General features: G+C 69.1%; 26 protein-coding genes and 1 pseudogene. 23 read left to right on the top strand and 4 right to left on the bottom strand.

What is annotated here, in order from left to right; translation table 11 throughout:
• Positions 1 to 271 precede the first annotated feature (271 nt).
• The 7 genes from FHS42_RS27550 (at position 272) to FHS42_RS27520 (ending at position 9441) form a co-directional block, all read left to right on the top strand.
• On the top strand, positions 272 to 1084 hold the full coding sequence (locus FHS42_RS27550; RefSeq protein WP_184576596.1) for a zinc-dependent metalloprotease: 813 nt from the start codon (positions 272 to 274) through the stop codon (positions 1082 to 1084).
• A complete protein-coding gene (locus FHS42_RS27545; RefSeq protein ID WP_184576594.1) occupies positions 1081 to 3201 on the top strand; it encodes a tetratricopeptide repeat protein in 2121 nt (706 codons plus the stop codon). The genes FHS42_RS27550 and FHS42_RS27545 overlap by 4 nt, the downstream gene beginning before the upstream one ends.
• A gap of 171 nt (positions 3202 to 3372) precedes the next feature.
• On the top strand, positions 3373 to 4365 hold the full coding sequence (locus FHS42_RS27540) for a threonine ammonia-lyase (RefSeq protein WP_184576592.1): 993 nt from the start codon (positions 3373 to 3375) through the stop codon (positions 4363 to 4365).
• A gap of 35 nt (positions 4366 to 4400) precedes the next feature.
• Positions 4401 to 5033, top strand: a complete 633-nt coding sequence (locus FHS42_RS27535; RefSeq protein ID WP_184576590.1) for a hypothetical protein — start codon at positions 4401 to 4403, stop codon at positions 5031 to 5033.
• A 26-nt stretch (positions 5034 to 5059) separates the two neighbouring features.
• Positions 5060 to 5947 (top strand): endonuclease/exonuclease/phosphatase family protein, encoded by an 888-nt coding sequence (locus FHS42_RS27530; protein WP_184576588.1) that lies wholly within the window; start codon positions 5060 to 5062, stop codon positions 5945 to 5947.
• A 94-nt stretch (positions 5948 to 6041) separates the two neighbouring features.
• Positions 6042 to 6248 carry a hypothetical protein gene (locus FHS42_RS27525; protein WP_184576586.1) on the top strand — a complete coding sequence of 69 codons (207 nt, stop codon included), beginning with the start codon at positions 6042 to 6044 and terminating at the stop codon, positions 6246 to 6248.
• 49 nt (positions 6249 to 6297) lie between these two features.
• Positions 6298 to 9441, top strand: a complete 3144-nt coding sequence (locus tag FHS42_RS27520) for a lantibiotic dehydratase (protein WP_184576584.1) — start codon at positions 6298 to 6300, stop codon at positions 9439 to 9441.
• A 655-nt stretch (positions 9442 to 10096) separates the two neighbouring features.
• On the opposite strand, the gene FHS42_RS27515 is transcribed toward FHS42_RS27520, so the two are convergent.
• Positions 10097 to 11407, bottom strand: coding sequence for a helix-turn-helix domain-containing protein (locus FHS42_RS27515; RefSeq protein ID WP_312867059.1), 1311 nt, complete (start codon positions 11405 to 11407; stop codon positions 10097 to 10099).
• A 309-nt stretch (positions 11408 to 11716) separates the two neighbouring features.
• On the opposite strand from FHS42_RS27515, the gene FHS42_RS27510 reads away from it, so the two are divergent.
• Genes FHS42_RS27510 through FHS42_RS27475 form a run of 9 tightly spaced genes read left to right on the top strand, consistent with a single transcriptional unit; the run spans position 11717 to position 18017 of the window.
• Positions 11717 to 12127 (top strand): 6-pyruvoyl trahydropterin synthase family protein, encoded by a 411-nt coding sequence (locus FHS42_RS27510; protein ID WP_184576582.1) that lies wholly within the window; start codon positions 11717 to 11719, stop codon positions 12125 to 12127.
• Positions 12124 to 12870: a 7-carboxy-7-deazaguanine synthase QueE gene (locus FHS42_RS27505; protein ID WP_184576580.1), complete on the top strand. Its 747-nt coding sequence runs from the start codon at positions 12124 to 12126 to the stop codon at positions 12868 to 12870. Before FHS42_RS27510 ends, FHS42_RS27505 begins: the two co-directional genes overlap by 4 nt.
• 56 nt (positions 12871 to 12926) lie before the next feature.
• Complete coding sequence (gene folE / locus FHS42_RS27500; protein WP_184576578.1) at positions 12927 to 13556, top strand: GTP cyclohydrolase I; 630 nt, start codon at positions 12927 to 12929, stop codon at positions 13554 to 13556.
• On the top strand, positions 13553 to 14380 hold the full coding sequence (locus FHS42_RS27495; RefSeq protein ID WP_184576576.1) for a hypothetical protein: 828 nt from the start codon (positions 13553 to 13555) through the stop codon (positions 14378 to 14380). The genes folE and FHS42_RS27495 overlap by 4 nt, the downstream gene beginning before the upstream one ends.
• Complete coding sequence (locus FHS42_RS37540; protein WP_246495482.1) at positions 14377 to 15093, top strand: hypothetical protein; 717 nt, start codon at positions 14377 to 14379, stop codon at positions 15091 to 15093. Before FHS42_RS27495 ends, FHS42_RS37540 begins: the two co-directional genes overlap by 4 nt.
• A complete protein-coding gene (locus tag FHS42_RS37535) occupies positions 15051 to 15455 on the top strand; it encodes an exonuclease/endonuclease/phosphatase family protein (RefSeq protein WP_246495480.1) in 405 nt (134 codons plus the stop codon). The genes FHS42_RS37540 and FHS42_RS37535 overlap by 43 nt, the downstream gene beginning before the upstream one ends.
• Entirely contained in the window at positions 15452 to 16144 is a 693-nt protein-coding gene (locus tag FHS42_RS27485) for a dTMP kinase (RefSeq protein WP_184576574.1), read from the top strand. The genes FHS42_RS37535 and FHS42_RS27485 overlap by 4 nt, the downstream gene beginning before the upstream one ends.
• Before the next feature lie 41 nt (positions 16145 to 16185).
• The gene (locus FHS42_RS27480; protein WP_184576572.1) at positions 16186 to 17109 is read left to right on the top strand and encodes a DUF2797 domain-containing protein; all 924 of its coding nucleotides are present in this window, start codon (positions 16186 to 16188) and stop codon (positions 17107 to 17109) included.
• A gap of 41 nt (positions 17110 to 17150) precedes the next feature.
• Positions 17151 to 18017 carry a class I SAM-dependent methyltransferase gene (locus FHS42_RS27475; protein ID WP_312867057.1) on the top strand — a complete coding sequence of 289 codons (867 nt, stop codon included), beginning with the start codon at positions 17151 to 17153 and terminating at the stop codon, positions 18015 to 18017.
• Between the two features lie 560 nt (positions 18018 to 18577).
• On the opposite strand, the gene FHS42_RS27465 is transcribed toward FHS42_RS27475, so the two are convergent.
• Positions 18578 to 19108: an NUDIX domain-containing protein gene (locus FHS42_RS27465; protein ID WP_312867056.1), complete on the bottom strand. Its 531-nt coding sequence runs from the start codon at positions 19106 to 19108 to the stop codon at positions 18578 to 18580.
• Positions 19109 to 19250: 142 nt separating this feature from the next.
• Here FHS42_RS27465 and FHS42_RS27460 point away from each other — a divergent pair, with 142 nt between their 5' ends.
• The gene (locus FHS42_RS27460; protein WP_184576570.1) at positions 19251 to 19457 is read left to right on the top strand and encodes a hypothetical protein; all 207 of its coding nucleotides are present in this window, start codon (positions 19251 to 19253) and stop codon (positions 19455 to 19457) included.
• Between the two features lie 134 nt (positions 19458 to 19591).
• Here the strand turns inward: FHS42_RS27460 and FHS42_RS27455 are convergent, their stop codons facing one another.
• Entirely contained in the window at positions 19592 to 20344 is a 753-nt protein-coding gene (locus FHS42_RS27455; protein WP_184576568.1) for an MmyB family transcriptional regulator, read from the bottom strand.
• A 471-nt stretch (positions 20345 to 20815) separates the two neighbouring features.
• Between FHS42_RS27455 and FHS42_RS27450 the strand changes: the two genes are divergently transcribed.
• From FHS42_RS27450 to FHS42_RS27435, 4 genes and pseudogenes are all read left to right on the top strand, one after another.
• The gene (locus FHS42_RS27450) at positions 20816 to 21325 is read left to right on the top strand and encodes a toxin (protein ID WP_184576566.1); all 510 of its coding nucleotides are present in this window, start codon (positions 20816 to 20818) and stop codon (positions 21323 to 21325) included.
• On the top strand, positions 21318 to 22217 hold the full coding sequence (locus FHS42_RS27445; RefSeq protein ID WP_184576564.1) for a hypothetical protein: 900 nt from the start codon (positions 21318 to 21320) through the stop codon (positions 22215 to 22217). Before FHS42_RS27450 ends, FHS42_RS27445 begins: the two co-directional genes overlap by 8 nt.
• Positions 22218 to 22239: 22 nt before the next feature.
• Positions 22240 to 22626 (top strand): annotated as a pseudogene (locus tag FHS42_RS27440) (DUF6545 domain-containing protein); the annotation flags it as partial.
• Entirely contained in the window at positions 22623 to 23093 is a 471-nt protein-coding gene (locus tag FHS42_RS27435) for an NUDIX domain-containing protein (RefSeq protein ID WP_281392875.1), read from the top strand. The pseudogene FHS42_RS27440 and the gene FHS42_RS27435, both read left to right, overlap by 4 nt.
• Positions 23094 to 23131: 38 nt before the next feature.
• Here the strand turns inward: FHS42_RS27435 and FHS42_RS27430 are convergent, their stop codons facing one another.
• Complete coding sequence (locus FHS42_RS27430; protein ID WP_184576560.1) at positions 23132 to 24019, bottom strand: helix-turn-helix domain-containing protein; 888 nt, start codon at positions 24017 to 24019, stop codon at positions 23132 to 23134.
• A 686-nt stretch (positions 24020 to 24705) separates the two neighbouring features.
• Between FHS42_RS27430 and FHS42_RS27425 the strand changes: the two genes are divergently transcribed.
• Entirely contained in the window at positions 24706 to 25599 is an 894-nt protein-coding gene (locus FHS42_RS27425) for a helix-turn-helix domain-containing protein (RefSeq protein WP_184576558.1), read from the top strand.
• Positions 25600 to 25601: 2 nt separating this feature from the next.
• Positions 25602 to 26315, top strand: a complete 714-nt coding sequence (locus FHS42_RS27420) for a zinc finger domain-containing protein (RefSeq protein WP_184576556.1) — start codon at positions 25602 to 25604, stop codon at positions 26313 to 26315.
• Positions 26316 to 26470 lie beyond the last annotated feature (155 nt).

Below are 26470 nucleotides of genomic sequence, written 5' to 3'. Positions count from 1 at the left end.
GCAGCCGGCGCCCGCAGCCCGTCGTGAGGCCGCAGAGGCTCTGCACCTGCTGGGAGGCGGCCCGTGACCGAACAGTTGGGCTGCTGCGCCCGGTGGTCTCGTGGAGTGCGAGGCGGCCCAGGAGGCCGACTACATCCCCGCCCAGGGGCCGCCGACCGGGGCCCTGACCCCCACGGCACGCCAGCGCTCCCCTAGTTCCGGTGGGTAGGGCCCTGCCCTACCTGCCTACCTGGATCAACTCATCAACATTCGAAATCGCGAAAAGAGAGTCATGATACGTCCGGTTGTCCGTGATGAGACGCACCAGCAGGAAAACCTGGCCGCTCGCCTGCACGATCTCATCGAGACCGCAGGTCCACTAGTGGAGAAGATCACTGGCCTGACCTTGCCGGTGGAGCCCGTCTTTCGCATCCTTACCCCCGCGGTGTGGCGTGCGGAGGCTGTCGCGAGCGTGGCTCGGGTGTGTGCTCATGACCTGGCGGAATGCCCACCTGCCGAGGCGTCCCGTCTGCGTGCGGCCCCCAAGGTCAACCGGGTGATGCTGCGGGCGATGTGGATTATGGCGATGGGGTTGACGGTCACCGGGGCGACCGGCAGGAGCGAGACGCTGGTGAGCGCGGAAGCCCTGCGTCACACCGGTCTGCTGGCGGACCACCAGGTAATGGGACAGATGGTGGCGCATGAGCTAGTGCACCACGCGCAGGACGTGGCCATCGGTGGGGATCACCGGTGGGTCACGCTGCTGCCCCACCTGCACGGCATCGGTGATCTGGCGCGCGATCACATCGCCGAAGGCCATGCCAGGTGGGCCGATCAGCGCGTCACCGAGATCGTGTTTGGAACAGTTATCGACGATGCGCAGGCGCCGCGCAGCCATCGCTATAAGCGCCGCGCGGCGTTTCCCCTTGTTCGCGCGATTCGGGCGAACAAACAGCGTGCTTATAGCGAAGGCGCCGCCTTCTTCCGCGAGGTCGACACGGAGCTGCACCAGGTCAATCGTATTTGGAGTCGCCCTGAGCTCGGTCCCAACCAGGCGGAGATCGCGCACCCGCACCAGTGGCTGGCCCGGGTTGGCGCCTCATGAGCCCCGCGCACGCGCGTGAGACGGGCACGGCGGTGAGCAACACCGTCTCGGGGGGCGCTGTGTATGGGCCCAGTGTGCAGGCCGGCACGGTCCACGGTGGTATTACCATCCACTCCGCGCCGCCCGCGCTGTGGCCGGTGCCCCGCCAACTCCCGCCGCGTTTCGTTCACTTCACCGACCGCGAGGACTTGCACGAGTGTCTCGATGCCGCCTTGCGCGACGGTTACGCGGTGGTGGGCCTGTCCGGGCCCAGCGGGGTGGGAAAGAGCGCGCTGGCCGCGCACTGGCTCCACACCCGCCACGCCACCGGCGCCTTCCCCAACGGGCTGCTGCACGTAGACCTGCGCGGGAACAGCGCGGCACCCACCCGCGAACCGCGCAACATCTTGCCCTCACTGCTGCGCGCGCTTGGCGCCCCACCGCACACCCTGCCCACCGCCGTGGACGAACTGATCGCCTTGTACCGAACGTTCACGGCCGAGCGTTGCCTGGCGCTGTTGCTGGATGACGCTGTGGCGGCCAGCGCGGTGCGGCCCCTGATTCCAGCCGGGCCGGGAAGTTTGTGCCTGGTCACCAGCCGAGCCCCGCTACCGGACCTGGTGCTCGATGGGGCACACCTGGCCCCTGTGCAGCCTTTGAGCGCCTCGGCGTCCAGCCAGTTGATCACTCGTGTGGCGCCGGGTTTGCGTACAGCCGCTCCTGCGGCCTGCACGCTGGTGCATCAGTGCGCGGGGCTGCCGCTGGCTTTGGTATTGGCTGCCGCCCGCGCCGCCGCCCACCCCGACCAGACGGTACCCGCCGCGGTCCCCTCCGATGATCGTGCACTGTCAGGAGATGATGATCTGTTGTCCGGCCAGCTCGCCCAAACCGTAGGCACTCTGCCCGAGGACGTTCGGCGGCTGTACCGCCTCCTGGGCCTGCACCCCACCGCTGTTCTCGATCACGAGGCCATCCACGCGGTGGCCACCCGCGTTCTTCCCGATCTCGCACTGCGCAAGGGCTTGCAGACCTTGGTGTCGCATCACCTGCTCAGCACGGACGGCCAGCCGGGCCGGCAGCGTTACCGGGTGCACACCGCGGTCCACGAGCACATGCGCACCCTCGCCGGTGAACAGTCCGCCGCTGTGCGCGCGCAGATCTTAGCCATCTGGGTGGATCACTACCTGTCCGGCATCCACACCATCGACCGCGTGCTCTACCCGCAGCGGCGGCGCCCGGCGCCGACCTTCACCTACCCCAACCCCTACCAGCCCGAGGTGGCTGGTCCGGCCGCCGCCGTGGCGTGGCTGGAGGCGGAGCGGGAAACTGTGCTGGCCATTCAGGATGTCGCCGCCGAGAGCGGCCTGCATCATCAGGCGGCGCAGCTCGCCGATGCCGCTTGGATCATGTACACCCACCTTGGGTACGCCGAGGATTGGTGGCGCCGCCAAGTGTCGGGCTACGACAGCGCGGTATGCGCCAAGGACCGCTACGTCCAAGCGCGCCTGCTGACCGGCCAGGGTGAGGTTTTGCGCCAGCGCGGTGACCGCCACCGCGCGCTGGAGGTGCTCGGCCAGGCCCTGGAAGTGCGCGTCGAGCAAGGGGACCAGGTTGGAATCGCACGCGTGCTGCGCTCGCGCGCCCTGGTCCACCACGAGCTGGGCGATGACCACGAGGCCCGCCGCTTGCTGGGGGAGGCCATCGAGGTGCGCGGCGGCGATGCGCGGCAGGCGGCCCGCGAGTTCGCCCTTCTCGGTGAGATCGAGAGCCTGGCCGGTAACCACGACGTAGCGGTGGAGCACCTGACGCGGGCACGCGACGCTCTAGTCGGGGCGGGTTCCGCGTACAGCGCGATGGTGTGGCGTCTGCTCGGTCAGGCCCAGCATCGCGCCGGCGCCGTCGGACAGGCCCGTATCTGTCTCAACGCCGCCCTCGCAGCCGCGCACACCGCGCACACCGGGCACACCGGGCACACCGGGCACACCGGGCACACCGGGCAGCAGATACTGGTGCGCCCGGAGGTCCCCCGTATCCTCCGCGCGCTCGCCGCGCTCGCCGAGGACATAGGCGAACCGGCCCTGGCACAACGCCACCGCGACGCCGCCCAAGCGGCCGACCGCGGTGCCCCCTTGAGGTGAAACCCCCACGCGCAGCGGGTGCGAAGCGCACCATCACCGCGCCCCGCTGCCACGTGCGGACCGAACTCCTCGACGGCCTACTCCCCTATTTGCTGGCACTGTCGGTCGGGCGAGGCCGCCGAGCCCAGAACCCACCAGCCTCCGGCCTGCCGGGGGAAATTGAGAGAACCCATGGACCACCCCACCAGCGACCTCAGCGACCTCAGCGAGTTCCAGATCCGCGAAGCCGCGCTCGACCTGCGGGCCGTCACGCGCACCACACCGCTTCTGCGCTGCGATGACGAAGCGTTCGGAAGTCGTTTCGTGGTCAAGGCGGAGAACATGCAGGTGAGCGGCAGCTTCGCGGCACGCAGTGCGTACACCGCCTTGCTGCGGCTGCCACCTGCCAAACGGCGTGATGGTGTCATCTGCCATTCGACCGGCGGCAACTGGGCTCGGGCGGTGGCATGGGCAGCCCTGTATTTCGATGTCCACGCCACGGTCGTCATTCCCTGGCATCTCACAAACTGTAAAGACGCCCTGGCCAAGCTGGGTGCGCACATCGTCACCTACGATCCGCGCACCCATAACGGTGCCCGCATGGCCCGCGACCTGCGCGTCCAGCGAGGACTCACCTCCGTAGAACCCGGTGGCATGGACGCCATCTACGGGGCGGGCACGGCAGCGTGGGAGATGCTGCAGGCGATGCCGTCCCTGGCCGCCATCGTGGTCCCCATCGGCACCGGCAGCCTGGCCGCGGGAACCGTGATCGCCGCCAGCACGCACCGACCTCACCCCGTTCCAGTGTTCGGTGTCGAGCCGGTCAGCGCTGATGCCACCAGTCGCTCCCTCAACGCCCAACGCCTCCTGCCCATCACACCCCCCTCTGATCTGGCCACGGTGCTGGACTGCCCACCCGCCAGGAATGCCCTCACGATCAACCGCCGGCTGCTGCAGGCCGTGGTCACCGCAGACACCCGCACGATCCACCAGGCCATGGGTTGGCTCCACACGCACTACCTCACCGTCGCGGGGCCCGCAGGCGCCGTAGCCCTGGCCGGAGCCGTCCTCCACGACCACGACCTGCCTCCGGGCTTGATCGGCGTGATTTGCACCGGCGCGAACGGCGGCTTCCCACCGGCCCACCGCGCCCCCACCAACCACGCCTGCCTCAGCCCGGCGTGAACCACCCGCCTCGCCCCTGCTTCTCGGAGACCGCCATGCCCCTCCCGGCCCCGCGGCAGTGCTGCCTGCCCAACCCCCTAACGCGCCGCCCCGTCCACAACATCGCCCCCTTCACCCTTCCCCCCATTGACCAATGGAAGGCCGCAGGCGCCCCCGGCCAGCGCACCTACAGCAAATGGCACGACCATCTCAGCCTCCTGGCCTGCCTGCACATGGCCGTGTTCCACCGCGACGGCCACGCTCCCGCACTGTGGGCACTGCTCACCGGCGCCCGCGCATTCCACGCCTTCACCACCGGCACGAGCACGGCACCCACCGGCCCCCACCCCACAGCCGTGACCGACTACATCCGCGAAACCCACCACATACCCACCCTGGACCACAGTGACCTCACCCCCGACACCACCACCCACCTCCTACGCGAAGGCCACCTGGTCATCACCCAAGCCCCTCACGCCCGAACCACCCGCGCTCACTACCTTTTGCTCACCGGCCAGCGCGATGACGGCTCGATCGCCCTGTGCGACCCCGCGCACCCCGACCCGGCCGCCCTGCCCGCCCACGCCCTACTCCCTTGCACCACCGGCTACAGCCTCAACCTCCTCCACCTCCACCCCCACCGACACCGCACCGCCCCTGCTCTGCTTCACCGCGCCCTCGCTAGTTAGCCCACGCGTCCCCCCTTGGAGTACATGTGCAGCAGTTACCTGATGAGATCCGTGTCCTGACGTGGAATGTGGCGCGCAACGGCCGACCCGGGCGCGGTCGGCCCGACCGCAGCGACCTCGCGCGCTCGGTTCTCGCTCAGTACCGCCCACACATTGTCTTCAGGCAGGAGGAGACAGGTGCCAGCGAGGATGGGAATCGAGCGCTGCGGATCGAGGCTAACCGCCTCGGCCTCACACCGTGCCTGGCCTCCACACACCATGACAGCCCTCACGCGACCGCGGTTCTCATCGATACGAACATCTTCGAGATCCAGGCCGAGTACGAGCAGCGTCACGCATGGCACCCCATCGCCAACCCCGTGGTCCGGCTGCGCGGCGTCGGCCGCGAGCTCTCCCTCGCCAGCATCCATCTCGACCCGTGGTCGAGTATCGATCGGCGGCGCGAGGCCAGTCACCTCCTGCGACTGGGGCAAAAGGGCTGGTCGGCCCTCATCGGAGGTGACACGAACTGTGACCCTGTCCCCGCTGAGGGCGAAGTGCCGCACACCGACTGGGCCGACCCGGCGATAGACCCCTGCCTGCGGCAGTGCCGTGCGATCGAGAGCGATGGCCAGTGGGTGTCCGACACCCGCCCGGACAAAATTTTGCGCACCGTATTTCGCGAGCTCGCACACCACGCTGCCGCACGTGGACAAAGCACCCCCGACCCTTACGCTCCCACCTCCAACTGGTGGTCGCCCGTGGGCCTGCGTACGCGGGTGGACCGCACGTATGCCACCGACGACGTGGCCAGCACACACATCAGCCATGAAGTGATCGCCGACGACGACGTCAAAACCGCGAGCGACCACGGCCTGCTCCTCGACCGCTTCGACACTGACCGCCTTCACCACGTACTGACCACCCGCTCCTAACGCGGCCTCTGCCCACCCGCGCGGCGTGGATGCCTCGTCTAGCGCGAAGCATCGGCACACGACAAAAGACAAGAACGTAAAACGGACAAGGACCATGAGCATCAACCCTGACCGAGCTCCCCAACAAGCAAGCCTTCCTCGGTCCCTCACGCAGAACGAAATGCATCCACGACAAGCGGCCGAAGGCAAGGTCAAAACGGCTCCTTGCCTTCTCCAACGAGTCGATGTGCGCGACGTGGTGGCGCCCAAAACGGCCAACGCTCTCGAAGCCTTCTTCGACACAAGCCGGGAGATGACGTGAGCAGCGGTCAAAGCATGGGCGGCGAGCAGTGCATGAGCGGAGGAACAGCATGAACGCCGTCAGTCGTCGGCTGCGCTTCGTCAGCGCCAAGCCCGCCCTGCTGCGGGCTACGTGCCACCCCGCCTCAAGCCTGAGTGTCGCGCCGGTGCCCGACCTGGCCGATGTCTCGCAGTGGGGTGTCAGTGCTGCGCGCCAGTGGGCCCAGATCACGTGGGCGTCGCCCGCCGTACGCGATGCGGTGCGGCATGCCAGCCCGGTGCTCGCTCACAGCCTCGATGCCCTCACCGCAGGCGAGGACATCGAGGCGGACCGCGCCCACGGCATGCTGCTGTCGCTCGCCGCCTACTGCCACCGCATGGCGACCAGGGCGACCCCATTCGGACTGTTCGCCGGAATTGCCGAAACGGCATTCGGGCCGAACCCGCAGGTGCGGTGGGGCGATGAGCACCAGGCCGTGGCGCGAGCGGACAGCCGGTGGCTGACCGAGGTCATCGGCACACTGGAGTCGATCCCACCCGTCCGAGAACAGTTGTGGCTCGTAGCGTCCACCATCGCCACGCGCCGCGCAGAGCGGCTCGTCGTGCCGTGGCAACCACGCCAACTGGACGCGACGGGCACCGAGGTGCACGAAATCTCCCTGCGCCTGGAGCCAGAGGTGCGCGTGCTGATCGACCTGGCCGCCTCCCCCGTTCGTTACTCAGACCTCTTCGACGAAGTCATGGCGCAGTTCGCCGAGCACACGGCGGACACCGTCCGGAGCCTGCTCGACGAGCTGATCACCCACCGCGTCCTCTCCACCTGCCTGCACCCGCCCGCCACGGAAACCGACGCGCTCAGCTACGTCCTAGACCAGTTGGTCCGCGTGGGCGCACACCAGGTGCCCGAGGTCACCGAGCTGGTGGCCGACCTCCACGACATCCACCAGCTCATGGCCCACCACAACACAGCGCCCGCCGCATCCGGCGGGCCACTGCGTACCCACATCCAAGAACGGATGGCCACGCACGGAGGTGTAGCGGCGCAGCCCATTGCGCTCGACACCGTGCTGGACGTGGATGCGGTGCTGCCCCGCGAGGTGGCCTGGGAGGCGGAGCGAGCCGCGCAGACGCTCGCTCGAATCAGCCCCGAGCCCTACGGGCAGCGGCACTGGCGCGCCTACCGCGACCGGTTCCTAGACCGGTACGGACCTGACGCGGAAGTCCCGCTGCTCCAACTGACCAGCCCCTGCGGCTTAGGGTTACCCGGCGGCTACCACGGGACCCCGACGGCCGGCACCGCCCCGCACCCCCTGAGCCACCGCGACACCGTGCTCCTCACAGTCGCCCAGCACGCCGTGCTCACCGGCGGCGAACTCGTCCTCGACGACCAGCTGGCCGACCGCATCGCAGTCGGCGACCCGTCCCAGATGACGCTGCCCCCACACCTGGAGCTGCTCGCCGAAGTGCACAGCCCCACCATCGAAGCCCTAACGGACGGCAACTTCGAACTCGCAGTACGCGGCACGTCGCGAGGATGGGGCCATCTGAGCGGGGGTCGATTCGCCGCGCTGCTCACGACCCGGCCGACCAGCCCTTTGCTGCGGACGCTGGCCCAACGCCCAACAAGCACCCAAGGTGCGCTGCCCGCCCAGCTGTCCTTCCCCGCGCTCACCCCCTCCGCAGGGCACATCGCCCGCACCCCCCAGGTGATGCCCGCGGTCATCTCTCTTGCCGAGCACCGCGATCCGGCCGCGGACTTGATCGCACTATCCGACCTCGCCGTGATGTGCGATGGGCATGTCCTCCACCTACTCTCCCGCTCCCGAGGGCAGATCATCGAAGCCAGCAGCATGCAACCGCTGCAAATCGAGTGCCAAACACCCGTTCTTGCACGCTTCTTGGACGAGCTGGTCCGCGGACAGGTGGTGCAGATGACCGGCCCCACAGGAACCCTGCGCCCCATGCACTGGGGCGCCGCCGGCCGCCTTCCCGTCCTACCTCGCCTGCGGGCCGGGCGCAGCGTGCTGAGCCCGGCGATGTGGCAGATCACTCCCACCGATCTGCCCGGCCCCCGGGCCAGCATGGACCAATGGCACGACGCCTTCGCGGCACTGCGCACCCAGCGGCATATCCCCCAACACGTGCAGCTGGAAATCTTCGACCACCGCATCGGCCTGGACCTCGACTCCTCCGGCGACCTCTCACTTTTGCGGACTCGAACAACCGACAACCCATGGCCGATGCACTTCGTGGAGGCTCCAGCACGCGACGCCTTCGGCTGGTGCGGCAGACCAGCCGAGATCGTCACACTCCTACGGCCGGCGCACCCGGCCCGCACCGCACCCAACGTGCGGGCACTGGCCCAGCCAAGCCACCACACCGCGCACCAGCCCGGGGCTTCCCGGTATATCCATACCCACCTTTTCGGTCCAGCCCAAGGCCGCCGAGACATCATCACCGACCACCTGCCCGCTCTGCTGGCCGACCTCGGGCAACCGCTGTGGTGGACTCGCCCCCACGACGGGCGCGACCCGCACCTAGAGCTGACCATTCGCCTGTGCGACCCCACCTATGCCGGGCACGCGGTGCAGCAACTCGGCACATGGGCCGAACACCTCGTCGCCACCGGAGCCCTGCGCGACATCACACTCATCCCCTACCGGCCACATACCGGACTATGGGGTGAGGGCCCGGTGCTGGAGGCCGCTGAGGAAGTGGCGGCGGCCGACTCCGTCGTCATCGCCCACCAGCTCACCACCACCCGCGACACAGACCAGCACGTTTTAGCGGCCATCAACCTCCTCGACATCGCCGACGGCTTCCTCGGAAGCCAGGAGGCGGGACGGGCGTGGCTGGTGTCCCGCCCAAAGACACCCGCCAGCGGGCCGCTGGCGCACGACACTCAGCGAGAAACCACCCGCCTCGCCGACAACCTGACCAACGCCCAAGACGGTTCACCCCGGGCCATGCGCCGCCATGCACTCGCCGCCTACAAAAAGCTCCTGCGTGCGGAGACCATCGACACCGACCGCGCCCTGGACAACCTCCTGCACAACCACTGCCTGCAAACCTTCGGACGAAACCAAGAGGCCGAGCAGATCAGCCAACGCCTCGCCCGCGGCCACGCCCTCGCCGCGACCAAGAGAACAAACCCACACCGCACCGCCCCCGCTCACCAGCTACCGCCATTTGACTCATGTCCCGACGCGCCCTGAGCAACGGCGGAGGTGCCCATCAGCGGGAGGTCACCGCCGAGAGCAAGAGGAGAGCGCAGGAATGATCGCCGTACGGATGGGACCGCGTGCCGACCGTGTCAAAAGCCTGGTCGCCCCGCATGCGCCACCCCACAAAACTCCCATGCCAACTAGCCCAACATGGGTGGCTACGGAGCCCGCCCTCGGCCGCCTCTCGATAACCGGGGGCCGGGCTAGCGTGCGCGCGGCAGGCAATCACCGTGCTGATCCGCTACACCCGATATCGCCAAGGGCCGGGCTCACGGTGGTCGACGTTCAGCACATTCGACGTGCGGACGGGACGATGCCCGGGCGCCGGCAGGAACGTGATGCGGATCTACGGCCCGTACCTGGGCTCGTGGGTCGGCGGCGAACCGTGTCGTTCCCGGCGACTCTCATGGTGACTACAAAACAGCCCCGTCCTGCGCCGACGCGACCCACCGTGTCCTGCGCCCCCCGATGCGCCACATGCCGGCGTTTTACCGGACTGTCAAAGTGGACCCACTTGGCTGACGAACGCCGCTGTCGGCCCTGTTCCGACGGCACCAGCTCCGTGGTCAAATGCCGTGCGGGCGGGGTGGTGTGTCGCCTAGGTGAGGTCCTGGCCCACAGCGCGCCGCTATCGGCCCCATGGCAATTATGCGGCTGTTCCATCGGGACGGATGGGAGCGGGAAGGGTTCGCAGGCGTTCGGCGAGTTCGGTTGCCGGGGCGAGCGTCGAACCGTCAAGGAGACGCCCCAGCCGCGTCAGGCGGCCCCGGGCGGTCGCCCGCAGGCGCGACGGCGGGATCAGGTCGAGCACGCCCAGCGCCCGGCCGGCCGCCTGATCGGGGGTGTCGCGGGCTTCGGCGAGAGCCAGGACAAGGGTCGCCGCTACCCATCCGGGTGTGTGGGCGGGTGCGGACGCGATGGACTCGCGGGCCACGTCGGCGGCTCGATCGTAGCGCTCCAGGGTCAGATGGGCTTCGGCGACGTGGAGGCGGTGCTCGGCGCGGTCGTAGCCGAAGCGGCCGGGCGACTCCGTGGCGGACTGCATGATCTCGTCGCTTTCGCTGACGACGTCGTCTACTTCCGAGGTCCGCTTCAGGGCAGCGAGCGTGGGCAGCAGGGCCCAGCCCAGGAGCTGGGCGCGGCGCAGGCCCTGGGGGGCGTGTTGAAGGCCGTACTCGGCGTGGCCGCGGGCGTGGTTCCAGTCCTGGCGGGCGGTGGCGACCATGGCCAGTGCCCCGCTGGCCCAGGCCGTCAACGCCGGCTCCTGGGTGGATTCGCCGAGGGCGCCCGCCAGGGTGAGATGGGTTCGGGCACCAGCGCGATCGTCCAGGTGGTAGGCGAGGTTGCCGAGAAGCGCCGACAGCCATCCGACCTGCCGCCGAAGACCCTGAGCGGTCTCGCGGTCTGCCGCGGCCACCGCGGTGGACAGCAGGTTACGGCTCCCTCGGACCTCTTCGAGCAGGACCGCCGCAGGATGCTTGCTGTAGTTGAGGGCGTAGTGCTCGACGGCCGCCTCGGCCAGGGCGACGACGGCCCGGGAGCCTCCTGGTGCGTCCAAGACGGCCCACTGCACGGATTCGCGGATGGCGGGCAGCCCGCTGGCGGTCGTCATGGATCCCCTTCGACTGGTGTTCGTCTGCTCGCGCTGGAGCTGACCGTAGTGCAGTGGTGGCGGGGATGCGCAGGTGCTGCACCACAGGCAGCGTGTTGCCAGCCCCAGTTGGTCGGGGCGGGCCCCGTACGCGCGGGAGATCATCAGGCGGTACTCGTCCCCGGGCTCCTCCTGCCCGTGCTCGTACCGGCACAGCGTGGCCGGCGTCAGCCCCGCCGGCAGCAGCCCGTCGGTTCGGTAGACGGCGGCAACCTCGCGGATCGCCTGGGGCCTGGACCATCCCAGCGCGAGGCGCCACGCCTCCAGGCCCGTCAGCTCCGGCAACGCCCTGCGCAGGGCGGTCACGATCCGTTCCTGGGTATGCCCGTCACGCTGGCATTGAGCGCGGATCCGGGATGCCTCCCGCTGGATCTCCGCGCGACGACCTCGGGTGACTCCGCCCACTGCCCGCCCCTTCGCCCCTGCGTCACGGCCCTGGCCCGCCACGGTCCCCATGAGCACCGGACGGGTATTGCGCACGCCCGTCAATGTTCCTACACAACAACGGCAATGACGGTCAGTCAGCCACAACTGCATCGTGATGGGCAGCGTCTACCGCGCGCTGGACTCCCCACGGATCGCCGTCTCCGAACTCTCAACCCACGAAGGAAGATCATGCATCCCAATTCCGTTCAGCTGCCGCCCGGGGCCTTCGCCATCGGCAAGAAGTTCGGATTCGAGGCCGGTCACCGACTTGCCGGGCTGGCACCCGAGCACAAGTGTGCCCGCCAACACGGCCACAGCTACGAGGTCGAGGTCATCTTGACCGCTTTCTGCCTGGAGGAACCCGGCTTCGTCACGGACTTCGGCGCGCTCACCCCGTTCAAAGAGTTCCTGAACACCGAACTCGACCATCACAACCTGCACGAGATTCTTCCCTTCGAGCCGACCTCGGAGCGCTTGGCCCAGTTCCTGGCCGGCTGGTTTATCCAAAACCTGCAGCCCGCCATCCCTGGCCGTCTGGTCGCCGTCCTGGTCCGCGAGACGGCGAGCAGCTGGGCCCGCTTCGACGTGGAGGAGCGGTGACCCCCTCCGAGCCGATCGACATCAACTCGGCGGCAAGCGATGCCGCATTGCGGCTGATCGTCGCGGAGTGTTTCGGCGTCGAGGTGCCGACCTTCCAGGGCGAGGGACCGAGCTGTGGACACCCGGCGCTGTTCATCCGTCTGTCCCGGTGCAACCTCACCTGCGCCAAGTGCGACACGAAGTACACCTGGGACTGGTCCCAGTTCGATCCGCGCAAGGAGTCAACGAAGCGGACGGCGGCGGACCTGGTGGCCTGGGCCACGTCCTCACCGGTCGAGCTGGTCGTGATCACCGGCGGCGAACCGTTGCTCCAACAGGCGCGGCTGGTGTCTGTCGTGCGGGGGCTGATAGCAGCCGGCAAGCGGGTCGAGTTCGAGACGAACGGCACCATCGCGCCCGCTCCCGAACTGGTGGCTCACGGGGTCCGGTTCAACGTCTCGCCCAAGCTCGCCAGCTTCGGCGTGAGGGAGAACAAGAGCATCGTGCCCGCCGCGCTGGAGGCGTTTGCGGCCTCCGGGCGGGCGGCGTTCAAGTTCGTCGCTTCCACGGTGGCCGACCTCGACCGGATCGCCGAGCTGACCGACACCCACCGGCTGGCGCCGGTGTGGGTGATGCCCGAGGGCACCACCGCGGACGCGATCACCGCCACGACACGGGTCCTCGCGGACGCGGTCGCGACCCGGCACTGGCACTTCACCACCCGGCTTCACGTGTTGGCCTTCGCGGACGCCCGAGGTCGCTGACCGCACGCGCCACCATGCCCCATCCGTTCCCCAGCCCCCGGAAACGAGAGACGCCCATGACGACCTTTATCGCCAGCCCGGCAGTGGCGCCGACCGCCGCCGTCCCCGGGCCCGCTGCGGTCATCGACACCGGCCGGGTCGCCGGCCTGATCCACCAGCTCTTGGTCGAGCTGGGCGAGGACCCCGCCCGCGAGGGGCTGACCGGCACCCCGGACCGCGTGGCGGCCTGGTGGAACGCCTTCCTGTCCCCGGACGGCGCCGCAACGGCCACCTGCTTCACCGAGTCCCAGCTGGGTGGTCAGCTGGTCATCGTGGGCGGCATGAGCGTGTGGTCGCTCTGCGAGCACCACATGCTGCCCATGAACTTGCGGGTCACAGTCGGATACGTGCCGGATGGCGAGGTGGTGGGCCTGTCGAAGTTCGGGCGGATCGCCCAGCACTTCGCCGGCCGACTGCAGGTCCAGGAACGCTTCACCCGCCAGGTCGCCGAATGCCTGGGCGGCGTGATCGGACACGAGGACGTCACCGTCGTCGTGCGCGGCGTGCACCTGTGCATGAGCATGCGGGGCGTACGGATGGAGGAGGCTCGCACCACCACGGTGCACTCGGGCGGGCGCTTCGGTACCGACCCCGTCCTTTCCCAGCAGTTCCTCACCCTCACCACCGGGCTGTGGGGGGCGCCGTGATCAGCACCACGGGCATCGACTTCTCCGTCATCGCTCCGCCTGCCTACCTGGAAAACTTCGTCGCCCAAGAGCCGGCCCGCGTCCACCACGTGGCCGCCCAGCACGTGCTATCCGACGAGAGCTACCGGGGCTTCTTCGCTCGCGAGGCCGAGCGCGGCGCCGAGGTGATCGTCGACAACGGGCTCTTCGACCTCGGCTACGCCCTGCCGGCGGAAAGCCTCGTCGAAGCCGCGCTGGCGGTGTCCGCGAGGGAGATCATCCTGCCGGACGTCATGCGGGACGGGGCCGCGACCTTGAAGGCGAGCGAGAAGGCCGCGCGAGAGATCCGGGAGCTGTCCGGTGATGCCTTCAGGCTGTGCGCGGTGCTACACGCCGCGAACGATGACGAGTGGCTGCGCACCTACGACGCCTTCGTGACCAGCGACTGGGCCGGGGCCATCGCCCTGCCAGCCTCGCGCCGACCAGATCCCGACGGGCAGATGTGCCGCACCCGCTGGTTGGCGACGGCCTACCTGCAGGAGCGCAGCCTGCTCGACGCTTCGATCGTCTATCGGCTGCTCGGTCTGGGCCGGACCGGGCACCTGGAGCTGATCGAGCAGCGCGAGCACGAGTGGATCTCCTCCGTGGACGGCGCGGCCCCGGTCATCCTCGGCGCGATGGGCGTCGCCTTGCTGCCCGATGGGCCGTACGAGAAGCCCTCCACGCCCCGGATCGAGAAGCTCGGCCCGATCCCCGAGGACCGGTTCGACCTTATCCGGAAGAACATCTGCGTCGTCCGCGCGGCGGCCGGCAGCACCGTGACGATCGCTGAGGAGCACCGGTGACCCCTTTAGTGGCCGCCCCCGCCCCCGGGCTCCTGCGCGCCGCCCCGATCGAGCCGGCCGGGCACACCATGACCCACGCGAGGCTGCTGCGCTACTTGGAGATCAAGGTCCACCACCTCATCCAGGACCAGGACTGGGACAGCATCCGCGTCATCGGCGGCTACGACCGCACGACGGTGGTCTCCCGGTACGAGAAGACCGGGAAGCTGTTCAACATCGAGCGGCCCACCGCAGAGGTGCACGACCGTGACCTCATCGTCAAGGCGTTCCCCGGAGCCGACTACGTCCAGCACTACGCCCTGATCATCGCCACGTACCTGGCCATGACCGGCCGCCCGGCCGACACCGTCACCTATCAGCCGCCCGAGCAAGAGGAGTGCCGAACGGCGCTCAACGCCCTTGACCTGCATCTGGATGGCGACCTGGTGATCGTCGGCTGGGGCCTGCAGTACCTCGCTCCCGAGAACGCAGTGTGGACCCGCGGGCCCGGCTACGCCTGGCATGGCGTCGAGGTCGCCGGCCATCGCGTGGTCTACCTCGGGTTCCTCCACAGCATCTGGGGGGATGTGGCCGGACGGGTCGTCGCGCGCCTTGCCAGACTCGGCGCAGGCGCTGTCGTCTACGTCGGCAAGGTCGGCTCGCTGACCCCGGCGTCGAACCGAACACCTGGTTGGCGACCGGCAACACCAGCCTGGTACGCGGGGCGATGGTGAGCTGGGACGACTTCTTCGGCGACTACGCCATCGCCCACGACGGGGTGCGCAGCGGCCTGCACGTCTCCTCCCCGTCGATCCTGCTGGAGAACCGCGACTGGCTCCTCCAGCACACCGCCTCGTACGCCTTCGTCGACCCGGAGATCGGATTTATGGGGGCGGCGGCGCGCCAGACGGGGATCAGATTCGGTTACCTCCACGTCATTTCCAACAACCTCGCCACCCACTATCCCGCCGACCTGTCCAATGAGCGTCACAGCGACGTCCTGCGCCAGCGCGCCGTCCTGGTGGACCGCATCCGCACCATCATCACCGGCCGCCTGACCACCAACCCGACCCACACCTTGGGAGAATCCCGATGACGGCGAACGCGGCGACTACCACCGCAGCCGGGAAGCTGATCACCTTCGTCGGCGGTGACGGGGCCGGCAAGTCCACCCTCGCCGCCCGCCTGCACCAGGCCCTGACCGACACCGGCCACACGGCGATCCTCATCGGCAAGCACTGCACCGACGTCCCCCATGACCCGGAGCTGTCCGCCTACCTCGACCGCCTCAACGAGCTGGTCTACCGGCGCGACGCCCGCGTCGCCCAGGCATGCGGCGACCACTACTGGCTGCTCGCCCTGGCCTCCTGGTACACCCTGCAGGACCGGCTCGTCATCCAGCCGGCCCTCGCCGCGGGCACTCACGTGATCCTCGACAACGCGCATCACAAGATCCTCGCCCGGTACGCGGTCAACCCCGAGGTCTCCCCCCACTTGTACGAGCAGGTCTTCGCACACCTGACAAAGCCGGACCTGGTGTTCTTCCTGAACATTGGTGCCCGCGAGGCTCTCGTTCGCAAGGGCTCGTTCACTTCCCTGGAGGCCGGCCACGCCGGCGGCGGTAACGAGGACTTCATCCGCTACCAGGACACCGTCCTGGAGCAGATGCGCGAACAGGCGGAGCGCGGCGCCTGGCTGACGCTGGACGTCGCCCAGTTGGACCGCGACCAGGTCTTCAAGGCCGCCTCCGCTGCCCTGGCCGACCGACTGCACCTGACCGCCTGACCTGGACCTCCCGCCCCGCCCCGATCGACAAGGAACGCACCATGGACCAGGCCCTGCCCGCCAGCGGGACATACGTCTGCCACGGCATCACCTGGGCGAGTGAAAACCCCCGTCTTGTGCTCGCCCCCGTGACCGGCGGACCGCTTGTCTACGCCCCGGTTACAGGCAGGCGCCTGGGTTACCAGGTGAGCGGTAACGGCCGGTGGTGCACCGGCCGTTACCGCTTCGCTGACCGCGTCCGTGTCGAGGCGGTCGCCTGTCCTGTCCGGGCCCCGGCCGAGGCCGCCGGCCAGTGCGCGGCCTGCGCCGGCCGGGACGACTTCCGCTTCGCCCACCGGTTCCACTCCGGCGGGCACCTTCCCGACGCCCTGGCGGCGTACATGGCCCAGCCGCACTGGCTGTACCTGGCGACGTTCGCCGACGGCACCACCAAGATCGGCACCGCGGCCGAACCCCGTAAGCGCTCCCGCCTCGACGAACAGGGCGCGCTGATCGCCACCTACCTCGCCCGAAGTCCTGACGGCCGCGCCGTGCGGTTCCTGGAGGATGCCCTCACCCGCCGCCTCGACCTCACGCAGACCGTGCGAGCCGCAGCCAAGCTGACGGCCCTGGCCGAGTTGCGCGACCTCGCCCCGGCCCGCGCCGCCCACCAGCAGCACCTCGACCGCGCCACCGAGGCCCTGAGCATCCTGAACGTCCCGGCCACGCCGGAGCCGTGGACGCCGCCCGGCGAAGGCGACCTGCTACGGACGCCGGAGACCGGGCGCGCCTTGTACCCGCACGACCCACGCTCCGGTGAGCACGGGCTGACGGTGCTCTCCTGCCTCGGCTCCCAGATCCTCGCCACCCTCGACGGCGACCAACTGCCCTACCTGCTCGACCTCGGCACCCTCAAGGGCCGGCGCATCGTCCTCGGCGCGCAGTTCTCCTCACCGCCCGCCGTCGTACAGTCCGCGCTCTTTTGACCTGTCCTAACGCCCGGCCCGCACTGCCGGGCCATCACCCCGTGAAGCGAGGCCACGACTACATGGCACCCCAGGACGCCATCCTCGGCTGGAACGAAGACACCAACGCCGAGGCGTACAACGCCTTCACCCGCGCCCACCCCATGTACGACGCGACCAGCCGCGACCTCGCACGCCGAGGCCACCTGGCCAACGCCAACTTGGTGGTCGACCTGTGCGGCGGCGCCGGTGCCACCGCCCGCGCAATCCTCGACCTCATCCCGGCCCGATCCCGGGTCGTCTCCATCGACGACGCCGCCGCGATGCAGCGTGTCGGCCGACACACCCTGAACGACGCCCGCCTGACCTGGATCACCTCCCCGGCCGAACGTCTCGCCGACCACCTCCACACTGACAGCGCCGATGCCGTGGTGTGCAACTCCGCAATCTGGAAGACCGATACCGCCGCAGTGTTCACGGCCGTCGCCCGCATCCTGCGCCCAGGCGGGCACTTCGTCTTCAACATCGGCGGCGGCTTCGCCGGCGTCCGGCACCCCGACGAACTGTCCACCCGCACCGGGCCTTCCCTGAACGCCCTCATCCGCCAAGTCGCCGCTGACGCCCACGGATACACCCCACCACCTCGGGACGCGCACAGGCCGCCGAAGCTGCCGCTGGGGACAGTCACCGAGCATCTGACAGCAGCGGGACTGGCTGTTGTCGGCACAGACGTCACCGCCCACCACAGCACCATGGCCGAGATGAAGGCGTGGCTGTCCATCCCCGTCTTCGCGCGGCCCGAAGGCGACTTCACCCACGCCCAACGGATGCAGATCCTCGACACGGCCTACGCCATGACCACCCCCGACGCACCGACCGTGACGAGCTGGCTCGTCGTCGTCGCCCAACAGCCAAAGGCCACCGCATGACTCCGGCCGTCCCGGCGCGCGGCGGCAGGTTTCGTCTCTGCGACCACGCAGGCATAGGGGTAATGATCACCTCCCCAAACGGCCTCCTGATGTTCGAGCGGGCGACTGTCCGGCCGAAATCGCCCCGGTCACCGGCCACCTCGACCAGCATGGCGGCCCCAAGCCGACCACCCGCGACGACGTCACCGAAAAGGTCGCTCTCACCGTCAACCACCTGTACGCACTGCTGGACCAGTGGCGACCCAACCAACTGCCGCCGCACGCCCAACGGTCCAGTCGTCCACCACTGGTGGATCTTGCAAGCCGAGGTTGCCGGGTCGCTGTGCCCCTCACCCCGGGAGGTGCGCGCCGCTCGTTGGATCCGATCCGACCACCTGCGGCAGCACGCGTTGCGGACGCGGTGTACGCCAACGGGTCCTGAACCGTGAGGTGTTCGAGCGCGAGCAGGGCCTGGAGCCGGTGCGGTGCCGTTTCCTTCACGACCTTGAGCTCGTCACCCTGGCCTCGGTCGGCCTCGATCGGATCGAGGCCGTCCTGTGAACGGCGGCCATTGGCCTACCTCAGCGGGAGCCGACCGCCCGGCCGGCCGCAAGACGGCGAGCGTGGGCACGGATCCGCTCGCGGTCCTCGGGGAAGACGCTGTCCCAGCCCGTGTCCAGAGGGAACCATGCCGCAGGTTGGTTCCGCTCCCCGGCGAGCGGTACGTCGCGTCCGGCGACCGCGGCATAGGACAGGCCCAACGTCGGTGACCAGTCGGCCCGGTAGGAACGCACCGCCACCGCTGCGGGCTCGGGCAGCAGCTCGCTGCGCAGGCCGGTCTCCTCCAGCAGCTCTCGTGCCGCCGCCGCACGCGGCGCCTCACCCGGTTCCGCCTTGCCGCCGGGCGGCACCCATCCGCGCACGCGGTGCTTGACCAGCAAGACGTGCTCGAAAGCAGGGTCAGTGACCCACACCTCGGCCGCTAGCGGCTCCATCGGATGCCGACGGGCTTCCTCCAGCCAGGCCCGTGCACCGTCAAACTCCCATACGGCGAGGCAGGCATCCGCAATGGCCTCGTCCAAAACCACCTGACCGACTCCACCATGACTCACCCGCCCCACCCTAGGGCGACGGACCGGCCGGACGTCGCAGCGACGAGCAGGCAGCCATCCAGGGGTGTCTGGCCAACCCGGTCGCCCTTTCGGGTTGCAGGGCGATCACCCGTGGCGCCCGCTTCATACAAAGAAAGCCAGCGTGCACGATGAGCAGCCCTCGGACCGGATCATCCTCGGCGGCGCCCACCTCCTCAACCGCACATTCAGCGCGCTGCGAGCCATCGAACACATCGCTCCCAACGAAGTCCGACGCCCGGCGATCCGCACGCGCACCATCGATCTCCTCTACACCCCGGAAAGCCTGCCCGACCTGCGGAAGTTCGCGGTACGCTCCGGCGCCACCTGACAATCGACGACTGGCCCGCGTGGGACTCGTCCAGCCGCTACCCTCCCCAAAAAGGCGCCCCTCCAAGTCGGGAGCCGGACGTTGGACAATTTCTTCGTCCAACAGCCCGCAGGCGATATGCATATAGCGCTTCATCACACGGGCATGACGGCCATGAAGCGGTACCAGGGGAGCTGCAAGGGCATCAGCGGCACGAATGAGACCTCGTAGCGTCGCGCGTCGGGGCCCCGCAGTTGACGCGTCGTCTCGGCGGCCGGGTAGGACAGGGTGGGTAGTTGCGGGGAGGTCCACAAGCGTCGGCCGGCCGCTGTCGAGAGCACGGATTGTGTGACGGCTCTCATGCGCGGATCGTGCTTCCATTGCTCGTCGTGCAGGCGCAGTTGGGCGATCATCGGTAGCGCCCAATCCGTTTCCCAGTTTATGAGGTATGCGGGGGCGTCAGGGTCGGTCAACGCCCACTGCATGACGTTGACCCCTTCGCTGATCCACGGGAAATGGCGGACGATCGCGTCGTTGTGTGCGAGTACGTCCCAGCGGTAGTCACATAGATAGGCGCCCCAGGGTTCGACGCCTTGTACGAACGTGCGGATGCGGTGCGGCACGGGATCGGCGGTTTGAGGGGCCATGACCTTTTCGGGAAGGTCATGGGTGCCGACGAGGCGGTAGAGGACGAGGTATTCCTCCTCGCTCAGGTCCAGGACCCTGCTGACGGTGGTGAGCAGCGAGTTCGAGTGCCGGCGGGGCCGGCCGCTTTCCAGTGCGCGGTACCACCGGCCGGTGACGCCGCAGAGTTCGGCGACCTGGTCCGTGGAGAGGCCGTGGCGTTCGCGGGCCGCTCGCAGTACGCGGGTGATCATGTGCGGGGTTTCAGGGGGTTCGGTGTTCATAACGAGGACGTAACGGAGGGTTTATGATTTAGGCCACACCCCGAATGTGACCTAGGCCCTAAACGCTCACTTGCCCCTTTCCTTCGTGTGGTCTTTTTCCTGGCAGGAGTATATGCCGGCCTTTCGCCTCGCCCACGCGTGGTGGAACTGCCAGTTCCTATACACCGAGGCAGGAACTGACAGTTCCCGATCCCGGGCCATTGTTTACCGGTGCCGCGTGTGGGCGCATTAGGGTTTGCGTCGAGTTATCGACCGCCTACGGATCGAATGGTCATTGTTGATCGTTCGTTTGCCGGCAAACGTGTGGCGTTCATCCGGCGGTAAAGGGAACTGGCCCTTCGTGGGGCTGGCTTCCCGGTCATCGGCTGGGTTGGTGGGCGCCGTGCAGTGAGGATGAGCATGATGCTGTGGAGTCGCACGGACACCAGTTCCCGCGCCCTGCGCCGCGAATGTTCCCGCGTGGTGAATGGGATGCCGGTGCCTGTGCCGTTCACGGTCTCGGGGCTGGTGGCGAAGATGGAGGCCGCGCGCGGGCGTCGCATTCGCCTGGTGCGGCTGGAGGAGGACGCGCCGGGCCCCGGTGGGGCGTGTGGGGTGTGGTGGCGGCACCGCGATCAACCGTTGGATCTGATCTTGCACGTGCGCGGCGTCACGCTCAGCCACCGTCGCAAGATCATCTTGCACGAGCTGTGCCACCTGTGGTGCGAGGACGGGGCCGATGTGGGCAGCGCTGACCTGGCGCGCCTGTTGCCGGGCATGGACACCGACTTGTCTCGGAGCCTGCTGGGCAGCGGGCAGGTCCAGGCTCGCGGTGGGTATGACTGCTTCGCCGAGAAGCGTGCTGAGCTGGTCGCTGATGTGCTGCACGACCGCGTACTGGCAGCGCGCGTGGCGGTGGACCCCATCGTCCAAGCCCTCGATGCCAGCCTAGGGCGCCCCGGTCGCGATCTGGCCCGTCGCGAGGTGCACACCGGTGCTTGACCAGGTGGCGCTCGCGATCGTGGTGGCGCTGGTAGTTCAGGCGGTGTGGCGGTTGCCCGCAGCGCTGCGGGGTGGCGGTGGCCAGCCGGCGCTGGCGGGTGCCTTGGCGGCGTTCGCTGGGGCGTGGTGGGTGCGCTGGGATGCGGGACGCGGCGTGATCGACATGGTGGGTGTCACGGACCTGGCCACCTTGGTCAAGCACGTCCTGACGATCGTGGGCATCTGCGCGTTGCTCGCCTACGTCACCGCTTTGTACGCCGACGCCGGCCACGCGGCCAGCGCGCGGCACGTGCGGATCGCCGCGGCGGTCCGCCGCCTCGCGCTCGGCACATCGCTGGCCACGATCACCGTCCTGGTTTTGGTGTTCTTCCTTCTTTTGGATCGTGCGCGTCCGGTGGCGGACAGCCCCTACTTCATGACGCGCCATGCGGGGACGGTGAGCTTGGCGGTGTACATGGGGTTGATCTATCTGTACGTGGCCGCGGCGACGTGCGTGTGCGGCTATCAGTGGGCCCACGCGGCGCGGCGTGCCCACCGCCCGATGTTGCGTGCGGGGCTGACGATGATGGCCGTCGCGATGGCCCTGGCCGTGCTCTACGCGACCTCGCGCGCGGCCTACGGTGTGCTCATCGCCGTCCGCGAGGTCTCCCCGGCCTTCGTCACCGCCCAGGAGGCGGCAACGGACACGCTGCTCCATCTCGCCTTCGTTTTGTGGCTGTTGGGCATCATCGCTCCGACGATCAGCGCGCTGACGGCTCGCTGGCGGGCTCGGCGCATGGTGGTGGCGTTGTATCCCATATGGCGCGACTTGGCGCGTGCCGTGCCCAGCGTGGTGATGCACGCTCCGCTGGCGTTGCCGGGCGGGCGGGCGGGCGGGTCGTTGGGTTGGTAGCGTTCGCGATTGCACGCGCGCTAGTCCGCACCTGCTGCTGGAGCGCTTCGTCACCGAGATCAGTGATGCGGTGCGCACCTTGAGCCATCTGGTGCCCGCGGGTTTGTACGCGCGGGCCGCGCAGGTGGCCGAGCGCCAGGGGTATACGGGGTTGCGGGCGCGTGCGGTGGCCAGCGCCTATTGGGGGCGGAGCGCTTTGCTGGCGGCGGCCGGCGGGGCGGTGGCGCACAGTGCGCCGGTGGACGCGCCGCCCAGTGCCGATGATGACTTCGATGGTTTCGTTGCCCGGCTGGTGTTGGTCACCGAAGCCTATCGACGCGTCAGCGACGAGTTCGCCCGCGAACTACTTGTCGCGGGCTCGCAAGCGCCCGCCGCCCGCCCTTCGGTCTCGCACATGAGGACTCCATGAACGACAACGTTGCCCAGATGGCTCATGCCACGCCTGTGCCATCGGCCGGGGTGCTGTGCTTCAACTCCGTAGGGCACCTGCTGCTGGTGAACCCGACCTACAAGCCGGGGTGGAACCTGCCGGGCGGGCGCGTCGATCAAGGTGAGGCGCCCCGTCAGGCCGCGGTGCGCGAAGTGCGGGAGGAACTGGGCCTGGACCTGGACTTGTCGATCGGGCTCGAACCGTTGGTGGTGGCTTGGGTTGCTGGCCCCTCGGCGCGGGTGCTGTTCCTCTTCGACGCGGGAGAGCTCACCGCTGGGCAGCAGGCGTCGATCCGCCTGCAGGCCAGCGAGCTGGGCGCGTACGCCTTCTACCCGATCGCGGACATCGACACAACGATCGCTCCCCCTGGGCTGCTTCAGGTGTTGCGCTTGGCCTTGGCCGCTCGGGCTAGTGGGCGTCCGTCCTACATCGAGGTGAGTGCCTGACCCGCGCGGAAGGTGCGGGCGCTCGCTTGCCCGAGGTGTCAGTCCAGTTCGGTGAAGTCGCTGCTGCCGGGTAGGCCGCCCTCTTCGATCTCCTCCAGGAGGTCGGTGATGGCTGCCACGACGCGGGGGCTGAGTTGGCCGCCTGCTCCGCGGGCGGCCAGGTGCGAGATCGGGCCGGGGCGTCCGCGCAGCTCGGCGATGGCTTGCAGTTCCTGGGCAATCTCGCGTACTGCCTCTTCATCCGGTCGCAGTGAGCGCGGTGGGATGCCGAACGCCGCAGCGAGGCCGTCCAGCACGGGCGGTGACAGGTGGCCCGCTTCCCCGGTCCGCATCGCTGCGATCTCCGCAGCCGTGACCACCTGCCCTCCGGCTGCCTTGTTCACCGCGCGCGCGATCTCCTCGTCGGTACGTGGCGCCGTCTTTTGGCCACCGCCCGCGGAGAGCAGATTGCTGATCTTGTGGGCGACCGCGGCCGACAGTGGCCGTCCCTCCTCGGGCACGACCTTTCCCATGCTGCGCGCCTGGGCGGCGAGCACCTGCTCGACGCTGACCCCGTAGGCGTGCGCCAGGGGTTCGACGAAGCGCTGTGGCAGCGGGCGCTGCCCGCGCTCGGCGTAGGCGACCGGCCCCGCGCTCCTGGTTCTCATGATGGTCCGCGTCTGAGCCTGCGTGTACCCAGCGTCACACCGCAGGTCAGCCAAATCCGGCGGCCCGCCCCGAGGGAAGAGGACTTCCAGGTCACTGCCCAGTGCCCGTGCGAGTGCGGGCAGCTTCTCCGGGGCGGGCCGCTTGCTGCCCCCTTCCCAGGCGGCGACGGTGCCGGTCGAGGTGAATCCCATCGCCCGTGCGATGTCCATCTGTGACAGGTCTGCGGCCCGGCGCGCTGCCCGTAGGCGGCGGCCGTCGAAGTGACGAGCAGGCATCATGCTCCTAAGCAGCCGAATGTCATGGGAAAGAAAATCGTACCCCCTTGATCGACCCTTGTCGGGCGAGATAAGTTCACTGACGTGAACACCGACATTCTCGCGGGCACCGTGCCCAACCCGTGCGCGCTCCCGGACAGGGCAGGGGAAACGACGTCCAGGCTCCCGCATCAGTGGCGTCGCGGCGACCGCCGGCTGAGTCCGCCAGGCCCACAGCGCCCTAGGGTCACCTCGGCAGCCACCTGCCGCACTCTGTCGCGTCACGCTGTGCAACTAGTACAGCGGATGAGAACCAACACTGGATCATGCTCGGCAGGCTGTGCCATGTTCGTCATCCCCCGGGGGCCGACCGCCCCGCGGGCGGACGACGCAAGGAATGACGTGGACGGTCACCCAACCAGCTAACGCAGCGACGGCGTCCGAGAGGGCCAACTCACGGACGCCGAACGCCACGACGACACACCCCGCCGCCTGCAGCGGCGAACACGTGCCCTCCATCACCGCGCTGAATCCAGCCAAAGATTCACCAGCGCGGCAACACAGCAAGGGGATTCTCCCATGCCCTCTGCCCTGAGCAAAAGGCTCTTGGCCTGCGCGGCAACCGCCCTCACCCCCATGCCCTCGCGGCGTGAGCGTGCCACCACGATCTCGGCGAACCGACCATCGAGCCCTGTCAGCGGGAGCGGCCGATGAGCAGCGAAGCCCGCGACTGGGTGTGGGAACACAGCTCCAGCCGAGGCACCGCCCGCCTGGTCCTGCTGTCAATCGCCGACCGGGTGGCCGACGAGCAGTGCGTGTCCTGGGCCTCACTGTCCAGCTTGGCCAAACGCACGCGCGCCTCCCTCTCCACGGTGCGCGAAGCCATCGACCGCCTGGTCGAAGCTGGTGAGCTGGAGCAGCTCGACGACCTCACCGGCCCGCAGCGCAGCACCGTCTACCGCCTTCCCCTCGCCGCCGAAGCTGTGGCGGCGACCGCCGAGAACGACGAGGACGGTGACCCGGCGTCACAGGAGGCGCCCGAAAGCGCCCCAACGCTGCGAATCTCGGCCCTTCGACCGTATGGAATCCGTCCACGTGAGGTGCCGATATCCCCCGCAGGGGTCCGGAAACCGGCAGTAGCGGAAACCGGCAGGTCCCGACGGAAACCGGTACCTCGACGTACCGGAAACCGGCACAGCGATGTACCGGAAACCGGCACACAGAGCCGTAGTGAACCTGATGGGAACCGGAGGTACAGCAGTAGTGCTGGTGCGGCCGTCCTCTCGGCTGCCGAGTGGCAACTCGACCCCGCCACCCACACCTGGGCCCACCAGCAAGGACACCTCGACCGCCTCGGCGAGCAGGGCCTGCGGGCAGCCGACGCGAAGTGGCGCGCCCACCGGGCGGGCCACGCACCGAGGCCGGCGGGAGCCTGGGCAGCCGACTGGCGCTCCTGGGTCGCCCGAGAACACGCCCCCACTCGCCCGAACCTCTACGCCGTGCCCGGCAAGAACACCGCCGCGCCGGGGGGCATGACGCGGACCGAGGCCCACACCGCCGCCCTGCTGGCCGCCCTGGACGAGCCGACCGGAACGGAGGGCTGACCGTGGACCGCCGCGAAATCGCCGCCCTGCTGGCCTACATCGGCCGACTCGACCCCCGCACCATCCGCACCGACCCAGGTGAGGCCCGCGACCAACTCGCCCAGTGGCACGAGCTGCTCGGCGACGTGCCGATGGCCACCCCGCACGGCTGGGACGCCCGCGTCGCCGCCCGCCAGCACATCCGCACCTCGCCCTACCAGATCCTGCCCGCGGACCTAGCCCGGCCCTGGGGCAGCTACCGGCGCGATCGCCTGGCCCGGCACACCGACCCCACGCCGTCCGCCGACCCGGACGACCAGGCCGCCTGGACCGCCGAGCTGGTCGGCACCCGCCGCGCCGTCGCCACCGGCACCGCGCAGCCCGCTCAAGCCCGAGCGATCACCACCGGCCGGGACGGGATCGACCCAAGGCTCAAAGCCCGGCTGCGGGAGATCGGCTCCTGCATACCGCCCGCCGCCCGTGCCGCCCTGGCGCCCTACCGTCCCGCCCGAGCAGCACGCGAAGCCGCCCTCGCGCGCGGGCAGCCCGACGCTTTGAGCGTGAGGTGCGAGTGGTGCCTGGCCCAGCCCGGCGAGCCGTGCCGTCGCCGCCGGATCGACCCCGACGACGGAGCACGCGGAACCGCCCCGTGCGCCACGCATCCCAGCCGCTGCGACCTCGCCGCCGCCCAACAGGCCCAGCCCAGCGAGCAGGTCCAGCAACCCGCCATGGCCTGACCGGCGCATCCAGCACGTGCACCCCGCCCGGTGCACCGCGCCCTAACACCACCGTCCCGCCCTGGCTGCGGCGCACGCTCTCGCGCCGCAGCCAGTACCCGACGACGCGTCCGTCTAGCACCGCCCCAGCCCGGCCGACGCGGCAGCACACCGGA

The sequence above is a fragment of the Streptomyces zagrosensis genome, from assembly GCF_014203645.1.
Classification (GTDB): Bacteria; Actinomycetota; Actinomycetes; order Streptomycetales; family Streptomycetaceae; genus Streptomyces; species Streptomyces zagrosensis.
The sequence above is the reverse complement of the archived record's forward strand: the minus strand, read 5'-3'. Positions and strand labels throughout refer to the sequence as shown.